This window comes from Clostridium sp. CTA-17 (genome assembly GCF_054767895.1).
In genome coordinates this window covers 262,393-283,123 of the sequence record NZ_BAAABF010000002.1, presented here as the reverse complement: position 1 = coordinate 283,123, position 20,731 = coordinate 262,393, and the positions used below count along the sequence as shown (strand labels likewise).

Annotated in this window: 21 protein-coding genes and 1 tRNA gene; 4 read left to right on the top strand and 18 right to left on the bottom strand. The window is 28.5% G+C overall.

Going from position 1 to position 20,731, the window contains the following annotated elements:
- Positions 1-113: 113 nt before the first annotated feature.
- Together ACYUCG_RS05580 and ACYUCG_RS05575 are read right to left on the bottom strand one after the other, a co-directional pair.
- The gene (locus ACYUCG_RS05580; protein ID WP_240298388.1) at positions 114-440 is read right to left on the bottom strand and encodes a hypothetical protein; all 327 of its coding nucleotides are present in this window, start codon (positions 438-440) and stop codon (positions 114-116) included.
- Positions 441-646: 206 nt separating this feature from the next.
- Positions 647-733, bottom strand: a tRNA-Leu gene (locus ACYUCG_RS05575).
- A 193-nt stretch (positions 734-926) separates the two neighbouring features.
- On the opposite strand from ACYUCG_RS05575, the gene ACYUCG_RS05570 reads away from it, so the two are divergent.
- Complete coding sequence (locus ACYUCG_RS05570) at positions 927-1,868, top strand: DUF6414 family protein (protein WP_139933503.1); 942 nt, start codon at positions 927-929, stop codon at positions 1,866-1,868.
- A 38-nt stretch (positions 1,869-1,906) separates the two neighbouring features.
- Here ACYUCG_RS05570 and ACYUCG_RS05565 read toward each other — a convergent pair whose 3' ends face one another.
- Complete coding sequence (locus ACYUCG_RS05565; protein ID WP_003466212.1) at positions 1,907-2,776, bottom strand: methionyl aminopeptidase; 870 nt, start codon at positions 2,774-2,776, stop codon at positions 1,907-1,909.
- Between the two features lie 348 nt (positions 2,777-3,124).
- Positions 3,125-3,721 carry a zinc dependent phospholipase C family protein gene (locus ACYUCG_RS05560; protein ID WP_283704523.1) on the bottom strand — a complete coding sequence of 199 codons (597 nt, stop codon included), beginning with the start codon at positions 3,719-3,721 and terminating at the stop codon, positions 3,125-3,127.
- 101 nt (positions 3,722-3,822) lie between these two features.
- On the opposite strand from ACYUCG_RS05560, the gene ACYUCG_RS05555 reads away from it, so the two are divergent.
- The gene (locus tag ACYUCG_RS05555; protein WP_460268258.1) at positions 3,823-4,746 is read left to right on the top strand and encodes a hypothetical protein; all 924 of its coding nucleotides are present in this window, start codon (positions 3,823-3,825) and stop codon (positions 4,744-4,746) included.
- A gap of 131 nt (positions 4,747-4,877) precedes the next feature.
- Here ACYUCG_RS05555 and ACYUCG_RS05550 read toward each other — a convergent pair whose 3' ends face one another.
- From ACYUCG_RS05550 to ACYUCG_RS05500, 11 genes are all read right to left on the bottom strand, one after another.
- A complete protein-coding gene (locus ACYUCG_RS05550) occupies positions 4,878-5,447 on the bottom strand; it encodes a hypothetical protein (protein ID WP_139933507.1) in 570 nt (189 codons plus the stop codon).
- An 86-nt stretch (positions 5,448-5,533) separates the two neighbouring features.
- Complete coding sequence (locus tag ACYUCG_RS05545) at positions 5,534-5,785, bottom strand: hypothetical protein (RefSeq protein WP_081092168.1); 252 nt, start codon at positions 5,783-5,785, stop codon at positions 5,534-5,536.
- Between the two features lie 21 nt (positions 5,786-5,806).
- Positions 5,807-6,028: a hypothetical protein gene (locus tag ACYUCG_RS05540; RefSeq protein WP_081092167.1), complete on the bottom strand. Its 222-nt coding sequence runs from the start codon at positions 6,026-6,028 to the stop codon at positions 5,807-5,809.
- 35 nt (positions 6,029-6,063) lie between these two features.
- Positions 6,064-6,546 (bottom strand): hypothetical protein, encoded by a 483-nt coding sequence (locus ACYUCG_RS05535; protein WP_139933508.1) that lies wholly within the window; start codon positions 6,544-6,546, stop codon positions 6,064-6,066.
- Between the two features lie 218 nt (positions 6,547-6,764).
- A complete protein-coding gene (yihA, locus tag ACYUCG_RS05530) occupies positions 6,765-7,358 on the bottom strand; it encodes a ribosome biogenesis GTP-binding protein YihA/YsxC (protein WP_011592354.1) in 594 nt (197 codons plus the stop codon).
- Positions 7,358-9,688 carry an endopeptidase La gene (gene lon / locus ACYUCG_RS05525; protein WP_460268257.1) on the bottom strand — a complete coding sequence of 777 codons (2,331 nt, stop codon included), beginning with the start codon at positions 9,686-9,688 and terminating at the stop codon, positions 7,358-7,360. The genes yihA and lon overlap by 1 nt, the downstream gene beginning before the upstream one ends.
- A 121-nt stretch (positions 9,689-9,809) precedes the next feature.
- Positions 9,810-11,522 (bottom strand): ATP-dependent protease LonB, encoded by a 1,713-nt coding sequence (lonB, locus tag ACYUCG_RS05520; protein ID WP_060795860.1) that lies wholly within the window; start codon positions 11,520-11,522, stop codon positions 9,810-9,812.
- A 110-nt stretch (positions 11,523-11,632) separates the two neighbouring features.
- Entirely contained in the window at positions 11,633-12,940 is a 1,308-nt protein-coding gene (gene clpX / locus ACYUCG_RS05515) for an ATP-dependent Clp protease ATP-binding subunit ClpX (protein ID WP_060795859.1), read from the bottom strand.
- 39 nt (positions 12,941-12,979) lie between these two features.
- Complete coding sequence (clpP, locus tag ACYUCG_RS05510; protein ID WP_003448628.1) at positions 12,980-13,564, bottom strand: ATP-dependent Clp endopeptidase proteolytic subunit ClpP; 585 nt, start codon at positions 13,562-13,564, stop codon at positions 12,980-12,982.
- Positions 13,565-13,754: 190 nt separating this feature from the next.
- A complete protein-coding gene (gene tig / locus ACYUCG_RS05505; RefSeq protein WP_110028937.1) occupies positions 13,755-15,041 on the bottom strand; it encodes a trigger factor in 1,287 nt (428 codons plus the stop codon).
- A 126-nt stretch (positions 15,042-15,167) separates the two neighbouring features.
- Positions 15,168-15,956, bottom strand: coding sequence for a sugar phosphate isomerase/epimerase family protein (locus ACYUCG_RS05500; protein WP_198630623.1), 789 nt, complete (start codon positions 15,954-15,956; stop codon positions 15,168-15,170).
- A 204-nt stretch (positions 15,957-16,160) separates the two neighbouring features.
- Between ACYUCG_RS05500 and ACYUCG_RS05495 the strand changes: the two genes are divergently transcribed.
- Positions 16,161-17,747, top strand: a complete 1,587-nt coding sequence (locus ACYUCG_RS05495; RefSeq protein ID WP_003481525.1) for a DEAD/DEAH box helicase — start codon at positions 16,161-16,163, stop codon at positions 17,745-17,747.
- Between the two features lie 36 nt (positions 17,748-17,783).
- Here the strand turns inward: ACYUCG_RS05495 and ACYUCG_RS05490 are convergent, their stop codons facing one another.
- Complete coding sequence (locus ACYUCG_RS05490; RefSeq protein WP_240298393.1) at positions 17,784-18,056, bottom strand: hypothetical protein; 273 nt, start codon at positions 18,054-18,056, stop codon at positions 17,784-17,786.
- A gap of 184 nt (positions 18,057-18,240) precedes the next feature.
- On the opposite strand from ACYUCG_RS05490, the gene deoD reads away from it, so the two are divergent.
- Positions 18,241-18,948 (top strand): purine-nucleoside phosphorylase, encoded by a 708-nt coding sequence (gene deoD, locus ACYUCG_RS05485; RefSeq protein ID WP_060795855.1) that lies wholly within the window; start codon positions 18,241-18,243, stop codon positions 18,946-18,948.
- Between the two features lie 41 nt (positions 18,949-18,989).
- Here the strand turns inward: deoD and ACYUCG_RS05480 are convergent, their stop codons facing one another.
- Complete coding sequence (locus ACYUCG_RS05480; protein ID WP_139933513.1) at positions 18,990-20,273, bottom strand: zinc ribbon domain-containing protein; 1,284 nt, start codon at positions 20,271-20,273, stop codon at positions 18,990-18,992.
- A 10-nt stretch (positions 20,274-20,283) separates the two neighbouring features.
- Positions 20,284-20,628 carry a hypothetical protein gene (locus ACYUCG_RS05475; protein WP_003481530.1) on the bottom strand — a complete coding sequence of 115 codons (345 nt, stop codon included), beginning with the start codon at positions 20,626-20,628 and terminating at the stop codon, positions 20,284-20,286.
- Positions 20,629-20,731 lie beyond the last annotated feature (103 nt).

Below are 20,731 nucleotides of genomic sequence, written 5' to 3'. Positions count from 1 at the left end.
TTTATTACATATTCAATATTATAAATTAAAATCATATATTTTGATTAAAAATTAGTAAAGTTTAAACTTATTTAAAAAAGTACTAAAAGATTTTAACTTTTAGTACTTTTGATTTATTTCGCCGCTTTTAATCTACTTCTTCTGTGTCTATCTGTTTTAAAGGTAAGATTAACTGTAAATATTATTATAACTCCTGCATAACAAATTAAGTATAATCCTACTGAAATACTATTAATTAGTATTAGATAAATAGCTGTAATTATAATACCTAAATTTCCAATCCATTTAAATGTATTTCCTAATATACAGCTTACATACTCCAAATCATCCTTTTCCTTATCAAAACCAGATAAAAGATGAGCCAGATTTTTATCCTTTACTTTTTTTCCTATAAATATGTTAAAAATACTTAGTAATAATAATAAAATAGCAATAACCATATATCCTCCTAAGGTCCTTTTATTATATTATACCATAATTTTACATATATATTTCTCAGTTTTCACTTAACTTTATTAAAGATTTTTTAAATTTTACTCTATAAAACTTCTAATTTGTATTAAGGTTTTTTCATGCAAATAATTCTCTACTAAAAATGTATATTTTAATTATTAATAAAAAAAACACCTGATAATTCTCAGGTGTTTGGTGCCGAAAACGGGACTCGAACCCGTACGAGTATTAGCCCGGCGGATTTTGAGTCCGCTGCGTCTGCCAATTCCGCCACTTCGGCTTGAACATTTTTATTATATATTAATTGTTCATTTCTGTCAATACATATTCTTCCATATACAATCTTGTAAATTTTCATAATAAAAATGCTTTTAAATTCATTAAGTTTATTATATTTTTATTTTAATATTCATAGCATAGAAATATTTGTAATATAAATTATAATATGATCATGTTAATTTAGGAGAATAATAATGAATGATCTTTTAAATCTATTTATATACATAGATGAATACTTAATAAAAAGTCTATCTTCTGTATATCTGAATGGATACATAGATATACGCACTTCTAAAAGAATTTGTGACAACACCTTAGCTGGAAGAATTCACTTAGATGAAAATAATAAAACCTTCTGTAGTGATGGAAAAAGTCGAATATATAATAAGGGATTTAAAACTAATAATAGATCAAATGACTTTAATGAAACCAATTGTTATGGAAATGATAGAAGCATAGAAAATAGACTATTCGGAAGAACTGAAGAAGAAATAAAAAGAATTTACACTTCTTTTGAAATACACAATACTATGCTTAAAAGAATGACTACATCAAAAGTTGTTAAGGATCTTGAAAATTCACCATTAGTTGATTCTCATATTTCTGAAGGAGATTTTATAAGAACAAAGGGATGCATAACTGAAACTTCACTCTCTTCTTACTTAGATTCAATAATAAGTTTAATAGAATGTTTTCCCTTAGAAATATTAGACTCCCTTTTAAAAGATAAAAACTTAGGTAAATTAAACTTTTCTATAATATTAAATTTACTAAAAACAATTAAAGATAAACTTTCTTTAAATTCAACTGAAGATATAATCATGAATTGTCCTAACTATACTGCAATACTTAATACTAATTCAAAATATTTTTTAAATGGAGATTGTTATGTCTTTGATAAATGCAATTGTAATTGCAATGTTTTAGGAAAAGTTATTAAAGTCTGTACAAATAATAATGATTGTATAAATTTATTAAGAAAGCTTACACAGGAAAATTATTATATTGATTTATTAAAATCAATTGAACCTTATTTAGATTTATTAAAAAATCTCAATATACCAATTCCTAAATGTCCAGAACCTAAAGTTAAATCACCAGCCGTACTAATAGCACCAATAAGTATGTATTTTTAAAGCCTTCTAAAATTAATTAGAAGGCTTTAAAACTTTTATTATTTAGCTATTATTTCAATTCCATCCTCTGTCACTAATATTGTATGCTCCCATTGAGCTGAAAGTGATCCATCCATGGTTAAGGCAGTCCAATCATTCTCTGCATCTACAAAGACATCATATTTCCCTTCATTTATCATAGGTTCTATTGTAAAGATCATACCTGGTACTAATACCATACCCTCTCCAGCATCTCCATAGTGATATACAAATGGATCCTCATGGAATTTTAATCCTACTCCATGACCTCCAAAATCTCTTACAACTGAATATCCATTCTTTTCTGCATGCTCTTGAATTGCTGCTCCTATATCTCCTAAGAATCCCCAAGGTTTAACTGCTTCAATACCTTTTTCTAAGCATTCTTTAGCTACTTTAACTAATCTTTTTGCATTTTCACTAGCTTCCCCAATAATAAACATTCTTGAGGCATCTGAATAATATCCATTATATATAGTAGATACATCAACGTTTATTATATCTCCTTCTTTAAGGATTATATTTTCATCAGGAATTCCATGACAAACCTCATCATTTATAGAAGTACACACACTTTTAGGGAATCCACCATAGTTAAGTGGTGCTGGAATAGCTCCTCTACTTACAGTATAATCGTGTACTATTTTATTTATATCTTCAGTGCTCATACCTGCTTTTATTTTCTCTGCAACTAAATCTAAAACAGCATTGTTTATTTCTGCACTTTTTCTTATACCTTCTATTTGTTCTTCATTTTTTATTATATCTCTAGTAGGAACTTCAAATCCTTCTCTAGCTAAATTTTCTATTCTCTCATCAAATTCCATATGACATTTTTTATATTTCTTACCACTGTTACACCAGCATAAATCATTTCTATTTATTCTCATTTTCCTGTCTCCTTATAAAAACTTTAAATACACCTTAAAGTATATATCTATACTTTTAAGTATATACTAAGTTATACTTTTTTCAAGTTTACACCTTATTAATAAGATTATAAAAAAAGATATAGGATTAATGTACTCTATACTATCCCATATCTATAATACTAAAAAACACTCTAATCTTTATCCACTTTTACCTATAAAAAGAGCTATACTTTCTCTTATTATAATCATTATAATTCATCAAATTATATATAACTCCCTTTATATTAATCCTCTTTGCAAATATTATCATATTAAGTTCCTCCCATTTATCCTTTTTATAATAATATGTAATATTTGCTTCAATTATTAAAAAGCAATGTGCTTTTCTTTTGAAATATTTATTTTATCATTTTCTTCTATAGATTCTAAAATATATCTAACAACTGAATTATTAAGATACATAGCAAAAAACAAATCATTTTGATGTCCATATAAATCTCTATATTTCCTTAAAGCATTTTTAAAGAATAAATTATAATTTGAGTTACCCAATATCTTGTAACTATCTTTTATTATCATATCTCTAGTAAAAACCTTATGTAACTTTTTTTCATATAACACATGTTTTAAAGTTACACTCTCCTTAAATCCCCATTCTTCATCATGAGGTAAAGAAAAAAAGTCACATAGAAAATGGCATATTACTCCTAACTCTATACTAAATTTTTCTTTTCCTAAATTGTTTATTATTTCATCACTACTTAATCTACTTAAATTTACTATTTTTTCTTCAATAATTTCTTCAAACTGTTTTCTGCCATGTTTTTTCAACCTATATTTAGGTGATATATCTGGAAGAACATTTCCTTTTAAAAAACTTTTTTTATCAATTAAATTTCTTCCTCTTCCTTCAATAGTATTAAATGTATTTTCTCCTATTTCAAGATGAGTTTTATAAAGCATATTAATCACCACCCTTAGTATATTTTGTTCAAAGTACAAAAAAAAATTACAATAATAATAAAAAATAGACTATATGCATATAATCTATTTGAGGTGATTTTATGACTTTAAAAAACAAAAATAATCTAGTAAAACAACTTAGTTTTATTACTATTATTTTAATTTCTTTTATTTTAATATTTACCTTTAAAAATAATTCTACTAAATCTGTTATTAATGAAAATACTATTAAAGAAACTATAAAATCAGATTTAAATGGTGATGGGAAAGAAGATTGTTTATATATAGAATTAGGAAGTGAAAATAATTATATAATAAATGCAACTATTAATGAAAAAAGTTATGAATTAACTCCAAACAAAACAATTAATTCTCTAGGTAACTTTTCGCCTAATCGACCTATAACTTTAAACTTATTAGATTTAGACAGAAATAATATTAAAGAGATAATTGTTCAATCTTCTGAAGAAAATAATTCTATACAACATTTATTTAAGTGGACTGGAAATTGTTTTGAAGATATATTTTACTCTACAAACAACATATTAGGGATTGTAGATTCAAATAATGGGAAAACCCCTAAAATACTTTCTTTTTCCTTAGGTGATAGTAAAGAAACTATTCAAAAATATATGCTTTTAAATAAAAAATTTAAAAACATATCCTATGATACTGTTGAACCAACTGGACTATATTCTATAATTTCTTTCATAGACATAATATCTCTAAACTATGAAATATCTGAACTTCCAAATATATTTGCAACTTATATTCCTAAAGAAGATCTATCTCAAATATGGAGATTAGAAAAAGATTCTTATTACTATGACTTCCAAGATGCTTTTTTTAGGGATACAGCATGGAACAATTCTGGAGAAGCTACTGCTTGCTCTTGGACCTTAAACTTTAATAAAGTACATAAGGAAGACTCTAGCAATAAATCACAAATTAACTTCATAATTGAATTAGAAAAGATTAATGATATATTTTTAATAAGCTCCATAAATTTAAATATTACTAAATAATAAAAAGAGATTTATCAAAATAACTTATAAATAAAACTTGAGCAAACTTTAGAAGTTTAGAAATTCTCAAAATATTTTATAAGTTTTATATACAAGTTTTGATAAATCTCCTTTTTAATTAAATATATAATCTAATAAGTTATTTTTCCTTCTTTATACATCTTTAAAACTTTATCTAAAAATCTAGCTCTTTGAGGATCGACAAAATTCCTGAGTGAAAGTATCATAGTAACTATTGGATCCATACTTACATCACTACTAACATTATTTGTTGCTCCTAAATTTCCATTGGCCATATTTCCTCCCATCATGTTAGCAAGTGCTCCTAAGCCCCCCATATTTCCCATAGAATTCATTCCTGGAGCTCCTCCACCTAGTAATCCCATAAGTGAACTTAAATCCCCCATAGGATTTCCATCTCCCATCATAGCTGATAATGGATTATTATTATTCATATTTCCTTTATCGTTACTTTTATTTTTAGAAGAATTATTTTTTCCTCCATCCTTATTATTTAAAATAGAATTTATAGAATTCATATCGAATCCATCATTTCCCATAGAAGATAGAACTTCTGATACTTTGTTTACATCAACATTTCCAAGTCCTAACATATCTAACATCTGAGGGTTTAATCCCCCCATAAAATTTCCTTGATTTGAATTTTCACTAACTTTATTTTTACGCCTACGCTTTGACATCTCCTATCCTCCTTAATAAATTTTATGTATATGTACTGTAATTTTTTATTTTTTTAGGAGGGTTAAAAAACCCTCCAAAAATTATTCTAACAACAATCATAGCCGCAGCTATTTGCGTTTACACCACCACATAGCCAGAATAATAAGAATAAGATATATGCTCTATCATTGCATAATAAGCCTGATTGACAAAGTATTAGCAATGTTGGTAATGTTGTACAAGCATTAAATCCTGAACAACCAGTGTTTCTACTCTGACTGCAGCAACAATCATGTTTTTTACGTTTGCATTTGCATTCGCATTTACATCTGCATTTGCAGCATTTCTTTCTACTCATAAAAATTCACTCCTTTTTCTATTAGCAACATCTATTGTTGCATCCACAAGCATTAAATCCACCACATAGTAGTGATAATAAAATTAAGATATATGCCCTATCGTTACATAATAAACCTGAGCATTGTAAAACTAAAAGAGTTGGTAGTACTGTGCAAGCATCCATTCCTGTACATCCGCCATGTCTATCATGTCTACTACAGTGGTCATGACTATTACAGCAACATTTCCTTTTTCTACTCATTTCTCTTTACTCCTTTTCTATTTTCTAAACATTTGTTAGCATCCACAATTTCCTAATAATCCATTACAATTATTGTTTCCGCAATTATTTCCGAATCCACCACATAAAGTTACTAAAATAATTATCCAGATTATAGCGTTACATCCAAATCCGCCATTTCCGCCTCTACAGCAGCATTCATCTTCGCAACAGCAACAACATCTATTACCACAGCCGCCAAATCCGCCATTTCCGCCGAATCCGCCGCCACATAGTAAGAATAACCAAATTAATGTCCATATTCCGCCACCGAAGCCAAAACCACAGTTATTTCCGAATCCTCCACAGTTATTTCCAAATCCACCACAATTGTTTCCAAATCCACCACAAGAATTATTTCCGAATCCATTAAAGTTATTAACTCCTCCTATAGATTGTCCACAATTATCAAAAGAACTTCCACATCCTGAAGTATTACAGCATCCTGAGTTACCACAATTGTCATTTGACATTCCTTCTAAGATTTCATTTAAGTCCATAAATGTTACCTCCATATATTTTCTTTATACTATATAGTATTCTCTTTACAAAGTTTTGACACATATTTATGGAATATTTTCTACTTTTTGTAATAATTATTGGCAAAAGGGCATATACTTCAAAAAAAATAAGCTGCGAAGATAAAATCTTCACAGCTTATTTAATAATATATTCTAGAAACATCTAAAAAGTTAATTTTACATTTTAATTTATGAAATTAAATTTCTTCAACTAAATCATCAAAAAGATAATCTACAAGTTCATCTTTTCCTTTTTTATTTAATGAAGAGAAGAACTTAAGTTTGTAATCTTTAGGTAATCCTAAAGTTTCTTTTATAAGCTTTTCGCTTTTTCCTATTTGGTTATTAGATATCTTATCACTCTTTGTTGCGATAACTACAACCTCATATCCATAATGCTTTATCCATTCATACATTTGAACATCATCAGCAGTAGGTTTATGTCTACAATCTACTAATAAAACAACCTTCTTTAAAGGTCCTCTATTTAATAAATATCTTTCTATTGTAGCACCCCAAGATGCCTTCTCTTTTTTAGATACTTTTGCATATCCATAACCAGGTAAATCCACTAAATAAAAATCCTTATTTAATAAGAAGAAATTTATTAATCTAGTTTTTCCTGGAGTTTGACTTACCTTTGCTAACCCTCTTCTATTAGTTAATGAATTAATTATAGAAGATTTACCAACATTTGATCTACCAACAAAAGCTATTTCTGGTAGATTATCATCAGGGTACTGTTCTCTCTTAACCGCTGATATTATAAATTCCGAACTTTTTATTTTCATTATTTTTCAACTCCAACCAATGCATTTTTTAATACATCATCAATTTTATCTGCAAGTATTATATTTAAACTATCCTTAACTATTTTAGGAAGTTTAATTACGTCCTTTTCATTTTCCTTAGGAACTATAACCGTATCAATTCCTACTCTTCTTGCTGCTAAGCATTTTTCTTTTAAACCACCAATAGCTAAAACTTTTCCAGTTAAAGTTATTTCTCCAGTCATAGCAACATTATGTTTAACTTTTTTACCAGTTAATGCTGATACTAAGGCAGTAGTCATAGTAACCCCTGCAGAAGGACCATCCTTTGGAACCGCACCTTCTGGAGCATGTATATGAATATCTTTCTTAGAATAAAATTCATCCTTTATTCCTAATTCTTTCATATGAGCTCTCACATAAGAGTATGCAGCTCTTGCAGATTCCTTCATTACATCTCCAAGTTGTCCAGTAAGCTCTAATCTTCCCTTACCATCCATAACCATTACTTCTACTGGTAAAGTATCTCCGCCATAAGCAGTCCAAGCCATTCCTGTAACTACTCCAACCTTATCTTCCTTATCAATTTCTTCATAACTAAAGATTTTTGGCCCTAAGTATTTTTCAACTAACTTAGTAGATATATTTAAATTTTTCTTATCTTTTTCTATTATATCCTTTATTCCTTTTCTTATAACATTAGCTATTTGTCTTTGAAGATTTCTTACTCCAGATTCTCTTGTATAACTATCTATAATAAATTTTAAAGCAGAATCAGATATAGTTATTATTTTATTATCAACACCATGTTCTTTTAATACCTTTGGTACTAAATATTTCTTAGCTATTCTGAATTTTTCTTCATAAGTATATCCTGATACCTCTATTAATTCCATTCTATCTAAGAGAGGTCTTGGAATTCCATCTAAAGAGTTTGCTGTTGTTATAAACATAACCTCTGATAAATCAACATCCACCTCTAGATAATGATCCCTAAAAGTTTTATTTTGTTCATTATCAAAAACTTCTAGTAATGCATCAGCTGGATTCCCTTTAAAATCCATTCCTAATTTATCAATTTCATCTAGTAAAAATACTGGATTCATACTTTTAGCTTCCTTTAATCCAGTAACTATTCTTCCTGGAATTGCTCCAACGTAAGTTCTTCTATGTCCTCTTATATCAGCTTCATCCCTAACTCCACCTAAAGACATTCTTACAAACTGTCTATTTAATGAAGTTGCAACACTTTTAGCTATAGAAGTTTTACCTACCCCTGGAGGTCCAACCAAACAAAGAATAGGTCCTCTTAATGAATTACTTATTTGCTTTACAGCTAAATATTCAAGAATTCTATCCTTTACGTCCCTTAATCCATAATGATCTTTATCTAATACTTTTCTAGCATCTTTTATATTTAAAGTATCCTTAGTAAACTCTCCCCAAGGCATGTCTAATAAATTTTCTAAGTAAGTTCTTGTAACTCCACCATCTTGAGAATATGGAGATGATACCTTAAGTTTTGAAATTTCATATTGAGCTTTTTCTTTAACCTGATTTGGTAATTTTTTCTCATTTATAACTTTTTCAAACTCAATTATAGCTTTCTTATTATCATCATCTTCTCCAAGCTCTTCTTGGATTACCTTCATTTGCTCTCTTAAATAATATTCTCTTTGGCCTTTATCTAATTTCTTCTTAACCTTAGTTCCAATTCTCTTTTCTATTTTAGCTACTTCAATCTCTTGTTTCACGTAAAATATTAATTTTTCTATTCTTTTCTTTAAATCTAAAGTTTGAAGAATATCCTGCTTGTCCTCTTGTTTTATAAGAGCATAGGAAGAAATTAAATCCGTAACCTTATTTAAATCTTTTTCTTCTTCTAGATTGTCAAATAAATCAACACCATTTATTCCACTACTTGCTGTAATATCTAAAAACTCAAAAAAGTCATCCTTTAACTTTCTTGATAAAGCTTCAAATTCATGGTCAATTTCATTATCAATCTCTATTTTTTCTATTGATGCTTCAAGTAATTCCTCTTTATCAAAGAATTCATCCATCTTTGCTCTTTCAATACCTTCTACTAAAACTCTTATAGTGTTTTTTGGCATTTTTACAATTTGCTTTATTTCACAGATTGTACCTATATTAAAGATGTCATCTTCACTCGGATTGTCAATCTCTATATCTTTTTGAGCCGCTAAAAATATCTTTTGATCTCCTGCCATAGCCTTTTCAACAGCTTCTATTGACTTTTCCCTACCAACGTCAAAGTATATAACCATATTAGGAAATACAGTTAAACCTCTTAGAGGAATTAAAGGAAGAATTAATTTATCTTCTTTCATAAATATCCCCTCCAAAAAAATTAATAACTACATATTATATAAATATATAGTCTTTAACAAGTATACACATATTACAAGTTTTTTTCAAGCTTATTTAATTCTATAAAAGAAAACTAACACTTTAAGTGTTAGCTTTCTTTAAAGATTCTGCATTTAAAGCACCAGTACCAAAAAATGCCGTATTATCTTTCAGTATTAAACTATCTTTTTCTATACATTCTTCTTCATAAAGTGCAAGATTTAATACCTCTTCAACTCCTTTTACTCCAACTATCTTTATTCCATCAATATCCCTAGTTATACTACTTAAATTTTCCTTTGGAACAATTACTAATTCTACTCCAGCTCTCTTTGCTGCTAATATCTTGGCATTTACTCCACCTATTGGTTTTACTTTTCCCTTTATTGATATCTCGCCAGTCATAGCCACTCTATTATTTACAGGCACTCCTTTTATGGCACTATATATAGCTGTAGCTATACTTATTCCAGCCGATGGACCGTCTACTGGTATTCCGCCTGGGAAATTCACATGTATATCATAGGCCTTTGAATTTAAATTAAATATATTATCTAATACTGTTAATACATTTTGTACAGAGCAATACGCTGTACTTTTTCTCTTTATTTTCTTCTCTCCACCACCTAGTTCCTCATCATCAACTATTCCAGTAATTTTTATACTACCTATATTATTACTTGATAACTTTGCAGTAGCTTCTATTTCCATTAAAGCACCATTGTTAGCTCCATATACAGCTAACCCATTTACATATCCAATTTCAGGCTTATCATTTATCATCCTTTCCATTCTAGGATTGTATTGACCATTTTCAATAACCCAATAGATATCGCTCTCTTTTATGTAATCTCTATTTTCATTTATTGCAAGGCCAGAACATAATTGCACTAAGTTTATAACTTCTCTTCCATTAGTACAATATCTAGATACTATGTCTAACCCCGCATCACTTATTCTATATCCAACCTTATTTGTAGCATTTAAAGCAATTTTTCTAATCTCTTCAACAGTTAGTCCTCTAAAAAATATTTCTACGCACCTTGACCTTATAGCTGGCACTATTTCCTCTGGACTTCTTGTAGTTGCACCAATCAATCTAAAATCCGCTGGTAATCCATTATCAAATATTTCTTTTATATATCTAGGAGTATTTGGATCTTCTGAACTATAATACGCTGAGTCTAAAAAAACTTTTCTATCCTCTAACACTTTAAGAAGTTTATTTAATTCAATAGGATGTAATTCTCCTATTTCATCTATAAAAAGTATTCCTCCATGAGCCTTTGTTACAGCTCCTGGCTTAGGTTGAGGCACTCCTGCAACTCCCAAGGATCCTGCTCCTTGATATATTGGATCATGAACAGAACCTATTAATGGATCCGCTATACCCCTCTCATCAAATCTTAAAGTTGTAGCATCTATTTCAACAAATTTAGAGTCCTTATTAAAAGGAGATGCTGCCATTTTCTTAGCCTCTTCTAAAATTATTCTAGCAGCTGCAGTTTTTCCTACCCCTGGTGGCCCATATATTATTACATGTTGCGGATTTGGCCCACAAAGTGCTGCTTTAAGTGCTTTTATTCCCTTTTCCTGTCCTATTACTTCTTCTAAATTACTCGGTCTACTTTTTTCAGTTAAAGGTTCTGTCAGTTTTATCATTCTTAGTTTATTTAATTTTTCCATTTCTTTTTCATTTTCTTTTTCTAAGACATTATTATCTTTCTTCTTATTGGCAAAGGACTTGCTCATATATATATAGAATAAAATTGACATAAGTAATTGTAGAAACATTATAAATGTATAAGTATTCATCTCTAATACCTCCCGTTCTATACGGTTAGTATTTACCTATTTTTGTGATGATATTCCAAAAACTCCATAAAAAATAAAAAAGATGCATAAATACTATGCATCTTTTTCTATTAAGCAGTTTCTATATCTTTCCTAGCTTTATTTTTCTTCTCAGTTCTTAAAGTCGGTCTAACTTCTCCTTCTGGAAGCTTTTCAAGCTCTGGCTCTTTTCTATCTTTTATTGTCTCTTCAGTTATAGTAGCTTTTACAATATTTTCTTCTGATGGTATATCAAACATTATATCCATCATAGTTTCTTCTACTATAGCTCTTAATCCTCTAGCACCAGTTTTTCTATTTATAGCTTCATCTGCAATAGCTTTTAAAGCTTCTTCTGTAAAATCTAATTTTACATTATCAAGCTCAAATAATTTTTTGTATTGCTTAACTAGAGCATTCTTTGGCTTAGTTAAAATACTTACTAAAGCTTCATTATCTAAAGCTTCTAAAGTTACTAAGACTGGTAATCTACCAACAAATTCTGGTATTAAACCGAATTTTAATAAATCTCCAGGCATTATATCCTTTAGAAGTTCTCCAACGTTCTTTTCGCTTTTTCCTTTAACCTCAGCTCCAAAACCTATAGAACTCTTAGTTCCTCTTTTTTCTATTATTTTATCTATTCCATCAAAAGCCCCACCACAAATAAATAAAATATTTGAAGTGTTAATTTGTATAAACTCTTGATGTGGATGCTTTCTTCCACCTTGTGGTGGTACTGAAGCTGTTGTTCCCTCTAATATTTTTAATAAAGCTTGTTGAACACCCTCTCCAGAAACATCTCTTGTAATAGATGGATTTTCTGATTTTCTAGCAATCTTATCTATCTCATCTATATATATTATACCTTTTTCAGCTCTTTCAACATCATAATCTGCATTTTGAATTAGCTTTAAAAGTATATTTTCAACATCTTCACCAACATATCCTGCCTCTGTTAATGTTGTAGCATCTGCTATAGCAAATGGAACATTTAACATTTTAGCAAGAGTTTGTGCAAGTAATGTTTTACCTGAACCTGTAGGTCCTAATAAAAGTATGTTACTTTTTTGTAATTCAACATCATCCTCTGCTTTATTAGCATTTATTCTCTTGTAATGATTATAAACAGCTACTGCTAAAGATTTCTTAGCTTTATCTTGACCAACAACATATTGATCTAAATAATCTTTGATTTCCTGTGGCTTTGGAAGATTGCTAGCTTCTAATGGTGATGATTCTGTATTTCCTTCAAATTCATCTTCTATGATTTCTGAACAAAGCTCTATACATTCATCACATATATATACACCAGGACCTGCGATTAATCTTTTAACCTGCTCCTGATTTTTACCACAAAAAGAACATCTTAATTGCTTTTTATCTTCAAATTTTCCCATCTTATCCACCTCAACTTTCAATAAGATTTAAGTTGTAGATTATTTTCTTTCTATAACTTTATCTATTAATCCGTATTCTACTGCTTCTGATGCTTCCATGAAATAGTCTCTTTCAACATCTACTTTTATCTTTTCAAGAGGTTGATTTGTATTTTCACTTAAGATTTGGTTTAATTTATCTTTTATCTTTAATATTCTCTTAGCATGAATATCTATATCAGTTGCTTGCCCTTGGAAACCACCTAAAGGTTGGTGTATCATTATTTCAGCATTTGGTAATGCGAATCTCTTTCCTTTTGCTCCTGAAGATAATAAGAATGCTCCCATAGAAGCAGCCATACCTATACAGATTGTAGATACGTCAGGCTTTATATATTGCATAGTATCATAAATTGCCATTCCAGAAGTTATAGAACCTCCTGGGGAATTTATGTAAAGATGTATATCTTTATCTGGATCTTCACTTTCTAAGAATAATAACTGTGCAACAACAAGGTTAGCCGTTACATCATTAACCTCTCCACTTAACATTATTATTCTATCTTTTAATAATCTTGAGAATATATCGTAACTTCTTTCGCCTTTGCTTGTTTGTTCAACTACCATAGGTACTAAATTGCTCATTAAATTCCCTCCTTTTAAAAAAAACTCTAATTATAATATTGCCATATATATCATAAAAACATACATTATCATAATTATTATATAAAAAAAATAGACATTTGTTAATTAGTCTTTTTCTAAACAAACTTTTAATTTTAAAATAATTGCCAAGAAATACTTCCTGGCAATTATCTGAAAGTTTATTTATTTATTATTTTAAAGATTCAAATAACATTTTTAAAGTTTTTTCTCTCTTAACATCTAACTCTAAAGCAGCTCTTTGAGCATTTAATAATAGATCAACCATTTTCTCAGTTTCTGCTCCGTTTGAGTACATTTTAGCAACTTCTTCTGCTTTTGCTTTTAATTCTTCTTCAGTAGCTTCTATAGCTTCTGCTTCAGTTACAGCACTCATAACTAAATCAGTTTTTACTTTTCTTTCAGCATTTTCTTTCATGTAAGATTTCATCTTATCTTCAGTGCTTCCAGTGAACTCATAGTATTGCTCTAAGCTTAGTCCTTGTTGTCCTAATCTCATTTCTAAGTCTCTTACCATGTTTTCAACTTCTCTGTTGATCATTGCTTCTGGAATTTCTACTTTTGCGTTATCAACTACAGCGTTTATAACTTTTTCTTCCATTTCTCTTTTAGCTCTTAATTCGTTAGCTTTTACAGCTTTTTCTTTTAAGTCCGCTTTTAATTCTTCTAAAGTATCAAATTCTGAAACTTCTTTAGCAAACTCATCATCTAAAGCTGGTAATTCTTTAACTTTTATTTCTTTTACAGTTACTTCGAATTTAGCTGGTTTTCCGTTTAAGTCTTCTTTTCCATAAGCTTCTGGGAATGTTACGTTAACATCTTTGCTTTCTCCAACTTTTAATCCAACTAATTGCTCTTCAAAGTTATCTATGAAGCTTCCTGAACCTATTTCTAATGGATAGTCTTTTCCTTCTCCACCTTCAAATGCTACGTCATCTATGAATCCTTTGAAGTCTATAACAGCTATGTTTCCATTTTCAACTGTTCCTTCTTCTTTAGTTTCAACTCTAGCATTTCTTGCTTGCATATCAGCTAATTGTTTTTCTATATCTTCGTCTTTTACTTCGTAAGATACTTCTTCAACTTCTAATCCTTTGTAATCTCCTAAAGTAACTTCTGGATAAGTAGTAACTTTAGCTTTGTAAACTAAGTCTTTTCCTTCTCCAACTTCTACTACTTCGATTTGTGGATAATCAACTGGTCTTACGTTATTTTCTTCTAAAGCAACTCCGTAAGTTTTATCTATACAAGCGTTTATTGCATCATCAAATAAAACTTCAACTCCGTAGAATTTTTTAACCATGTTCATTGGAACTTTTCCTTTTCTGAATCCTGGTATGTTAAACTTCTTTGAGTTTTTATTATAAGACTTTTTTAACGCCTCGTTAAAGTCCTTAGCATCAACTTTAATTTCTAATTCTACAACATTTGTGTCTATTTTGTTCATTTTAGCTTCCATTGTATATTCCTCCTGTAAATAGCCTTTTAAATTCATGTTTTATGAATTAACCTAGGCAATTATAACATATAATTTCTTTTTTTATCAAATATTTCTTTTATTTTATTCTTACATTTATACATTTTATCATACTAGTAGTTTTTTTTCTATAAAATCTTTAACATCTTTTAATTCTTCGTAAGTTTTAAAATTATCCCTATAAACTTCTATTATTAAGGGTCCTTTATAATCTAAACTTTTTAGTTTTTCAATTATAGGTTTATAATTTACTTTCCCCTTACTAGGAAGTAAACAAATACTTTTTTCATCTCTATCGTTTATATGAAAATTAATTAAATCCTTCCCCATTATATCAATATAATCAAGAGGATTTTCCTTGCTTTTATATGCTTGTTTTATATCACAGGTAAATTTAATATCATATTTTATGTTATTTTTTAAATACTTTAAAAATTCTATATCTGAAGACATACACCAAGAAACATTTTCTTGAGATAAATATATATTATTTTCTCTTGCTATATAAGCTAATTCATTATATATATTTAAAATTTCCTTCTTATTAATAGTATTAAACTCTTGTTTTCTCATACCATGAAAGGTGTATGATGAAGCTCCTAATTTATTAGTAGCTTTACATATACTTTTAAAAACTTCTAAAGAATCTTTTCTTCTTCTCTCATATTGATCAAATAAATAAGGTTCATACATAGATGAAAAAAAATGTACTGATTTTATATTAAAGTTATTTTTCTCTTTTTCCTCAATTAATTTCTTTACAAAATCATCACTATACTCATAATAAGTATTTAAAAATAATTCTCCTGTATTAAAATCCAATTCTTTCATTATTTTAATTGATTTTTCCAATTCAAAATCTGGATAAAAACATGCTGAAGAAATTCCAACTTCCAAATTAATTTCTCTCCTTCCTTTTTAATCTCTATTATTATAACTTATAGTAAACATTTAAATAAACTTTTTTAATTTTTATTTTAAATAATATCATTTGCTTATATGGAGATACTATGTTATGATAAGCTTTGTTTGATTGTGAGAATTTTAAAAATAAAATAAATTTTAAAAACTAAAAATATACAAGAAGAAAGAGGATAAAGAATGAACAATATAAAATTTGATGACTTAGGTCTTAAGGAAAGCTTACTTAAAGCTATAAAAGATATGGGATTTGAAGAACCATCTCAAATACAAGCTGAAAGTATTCCTGTAGCCCTAGAAGGACACGATATAATCGGTCAAGCTCAAACTGGTACTGGTAAAACAGCTGCTTTTGGATGCGCTATAATAAATAATGCTGATTTTTCAGGAAAGAAGAAATCTCCAAAAGCACTTATTTTAGCACCAACTAGAGAGCTTGCTATACAAGTTAATGAAGAACTTGTAAGACTTGGAAAACATGAAAAACTTTCTGTTTTACCAATATACGGTGGTCAACCAATAGATAGACAAATTAGAGCTTTAAAAAATGGTGTTGATATAGTTGTTGGAACACCTGGTAGAGTATTAGATTTAATAAGAAGAAAGAGTTTACCTCTTAACGATATAGGATTCCTAGTGTTAGATGAAGCTGACGAAATGTTAAACATGGGATTCATTGATGATTTAGAAGAAATTGTTAAATCATTAAAAACTGATAGACAAACGCTTTTATTCTCTGCTACTATGCCTCCTCAAATAAAGAAATTAGCTAGAAATTACATGAAAGAAGATACTAAGCACATCGCAATAAAGAAAAGTTCTTTAACAGTTTCAAAAATAGAACAATTTTATTTTGAAATAAAACATAGAGATAGATTTGAAACACTTTGTAGAGTTTTAGATTTTGATGAACCAAATGCTGCAATAATTTTCTGCAAAACAAAAAAAGGTGTTGACGAAGTTGTAGAAAAAATGCAAGCTAGAGGATATATGGTTGAAGGTATGCACGGGGATATGAGCCAAAACCATAGACTTCAAACTTTAAGAAAATTCAAAGAAGGAAGCTTAGACTTCTTAGTTGCTACTGATGTTGCAGCTAGAGGAATAGACGTTGAAAGCGTAACTCACGTTATAAACTACGATCTACCACAAGACAATGAAAGTTATGTACATAGAATCGGAAGAACAGGTAGAGCTAACAGAGAAGGAGTTGCTTATTCTTTAGTTACTCCAAAAGAATATATGATGCTTAAGCAAATACAAAAGCATACTAAGAGTAAAATAATAAGAAAAGCTGTACCTACAGTTGATGAAATATTCCAAAATAAACATAATAACATAATAAATAATGTAAAATCTACTATAGAAGAAGCTTCAGAAGATTTCCAAAAGTTTATTCCAATAGCTACTCAATTAGATGAAGATTATAGCTTAGTAGATGTTGCAGCTGCTCTTTTAAAAATAGTATTTGATAAAGAATCTTCTTTTGATTACACTTCAAATTCTATAGAAGCTCCTGTAATGGACGAAACTAGATTATTTATGTCTGTTGGAAGAAGAGATGGTATAACTCCTAAATCTCTTGTTAACTTCTTAAAAGAGACTGCTAGAATAAGTCCTAAGCAAGTTGGAGATATAGACATAAAAGAAAACTTCTGCTTTGCTAACGTTGATGCTGATGCAGTAAATAATATAATGAAAAAATCAATGGGTAAAAAACTTAACAAAAGAACTGTTAATATAGAAGTTGCTAAAAAAAGAAAATAATATAAAAAAATACATACTCATATGAGTATGTATTTTTTATTTATTCTTACAACAACCAGATCCTGTTGAACATCCACATCCATTTTTAGAACACCCTCCTTGGCATCCACCCTTTGAAGAACATCCTCCACAAGTTCCATTTGTTTTTTTAGGACACCCTCCTCTACTTCCACAGCAACTTTTTTTGAAGCCTAACTCTTCTAACTCTTCTTCACTTAAGTATTTCAATGGAAATTCATTTTCACCAAAGCTTTCATATTCTGGAGTATCCTTAATTTCATTTCTATCTATATTTAACAAAATTATCACCTCATTGTTTTTATAAATACAAAGTTAATAAATTATTATTTTGTATTATTACCTATTAATATAACATACTAAATAAGCTTTAACTACTTAAATTAAAATTTTAATTTTTTATAATTTTTAGCATTTTTTCATTATTTATGATAAAATTTATTTATAAAACATTTACATTATGAGGAGGTACATTATGAGTATTCATATAGGTGCAAAAGAAGGTCAAATAGCTGAAACAATTTTATTACCTGGAGATCCTTTAAGAGCTAAATTTATAGCTGAAACATTTTTAGAAAATCCAGTTTGTTATAATGAAGTTAGAGGAATGTTAGGATATACAGGAACATATAAAGGAAAAAGAATATCAGTTCAAGGTACTGGTATGGGGGTTCCTTCAATTTCTATTTATGTTAATGAACTTATAAGAGATTATGGAGTTAAAAATTTAATAAGAGTAGGTACTGCTGGCGGTATGCAAGAAGATATAAAAGTTAGAGATTTAGTTTTAGCAATGTCATCTCATACTGATTCTGCAATAAATAAAGTTAGATTTAATGGTTTAGATTTTGCTCCAACAGCATCATTTAAACTTTTAAAGGCAGCTTACGATACTGCTGTTGAAAAAGGATATTCTCCTAAGGTTGGTAGCGTATTCACAGCTGATAGCTTCTATAATGATAATCCTGAAGCATGGAAACAATGGGCTAAATTTGGTACTTTAGCTGTCGAAATGGAAACTGCAGCTTTATATACCTTAGCAGCTAAGTATGGTGTTAATGCCTTAACAATACTTACTATAAGTGATCATTTAATTACTGCTGAGGAAACTACTGCTGAGGAACGTCAAACTACCTTTACAAAGATGATGGAAGTTGCTCTTGATGCTGCAATAACTTTATAAAATAAAAAAACAGATTGATTATTCAATCTGTTTTTTATTTATTAATTATCCTTCTCTTCTTCTAATCCTGGTAATGAAAAGTCTTGTACATTATAAACTATCCATTTTCCATTTTCATACTTCATATTTGTGAAAAAGTTTTTTTCCATTGATTCACTTTTAACATCTATTCCCAATATTTTCTTTTTTATCTTATAAGAAACATTAACTACAATCCTAGCTTCATAAACACCATGATTTCGTTCTATTGAACTATTTTCCATCTTAATTTTAAGATCGCTTATGTCATAGTCATTCTTTAAAAGAAAATATTTTTGACTTAATGTATTATATATATTATTCTTAACTTCATCTTTAGCATTTCTTATATCATTTTTATCCTCTGAATTTAAAGCCTGAAATACGCTGCTATAAAATTCTTTTACAACTTTTTCAACATCATCTTTGATAATTGTATCTTTTAAATCTAATTCTATATTTATTTCTGGATGGTCTTCTACATAAACCTTTTGGCTATCTATTTCTCCCCAAGGAGTGTTACATTTTATAGTTAAATATGTTGAACCATCCTTTGGAAAAGGACCAACATCCTTAAAATCTTTTACTTTTATACCTGAATCCTCTCCATTTATATATACATTACTATCATCAAAACTACTCTTAACTGTGACTAAGGTTCCATTTAAAGGTATGTCTATCTTATTGTTATCCATGAAAATAACATTTTTTTCTTCTACTAAATTAGAATTATATGCTTTCTTTTCAATCTTAACATCATAGACTCCTGGTATTAAATTAGGTATTTCTAAACTTCTACTAGTATTAGTTGTACCTATAAAATTATCATTTAAATACACACTAGCTTCTGGGAAATTAGATGCCACAATAAGTTTCTTTTTTTGTATTACTACATACCATTTTTCTCCCCAAAAACTTTTTTTAGATTCTAATTTTGTAGAGTATATCTCATCCCCATTTTCTAAAGAAGATACTAACTTATTAATTCTACTTTTATCCGCTTTAAAAAAATCAATATATGGTATTAACTCCTCTTTTGTTATTCCTGAATTTTTATTTCCATCTTCTATTAAGTTCATTAAGGCTCTTTCATTTCCTTTGCTTAAGGAATTAGATAATTGTTCAATTACATCTCTCTTTTTACTACTAACATTACCATATAGAAATACTATAATTAAAGCTAAAGCAATAACACAAATTATTATTACCTTAGGATCCTTTTCTTTTATAATTTTATCCTTTACTCTTTTATAAAAGCTACAAATGTTATGACCTACCCCTGTAATACTCTCTCTCAATTTATCCATATGTTAAAACTTACTCCTCTAGTAAATTTATAATCCATTTATTACATGATGTACATTTATAAACTTGTATTCCAAAAGGATATAGCATTTCATCTTTAAATCTATTATAATCACTTCTTAATTCTTTTAATGAATAAAATTCATCATCTTCAGTTAAAGCCCCGACTAATTCGCATATATAATTTTCTTTAGTTTTAAAACAGCAATCATTCTCATCTGTACACTTTATTTTCTCTAATTTTAATTCTTCTTGAAAATCTTGTAATATAGGTATTATATCTTGAAATTCACTTATATCATCTTGAAAATCCCCTGCTAAAAAATCTACTCCACTTATAGTAAATAATTTATCCATTTAATCACCTCTAATTTCCTAATTAAAATTTGCTAACTAATTCTAGTATTACATAAATTAATTAATTTTACTAACTTATTTTAGCATAATAAATATTATTGTA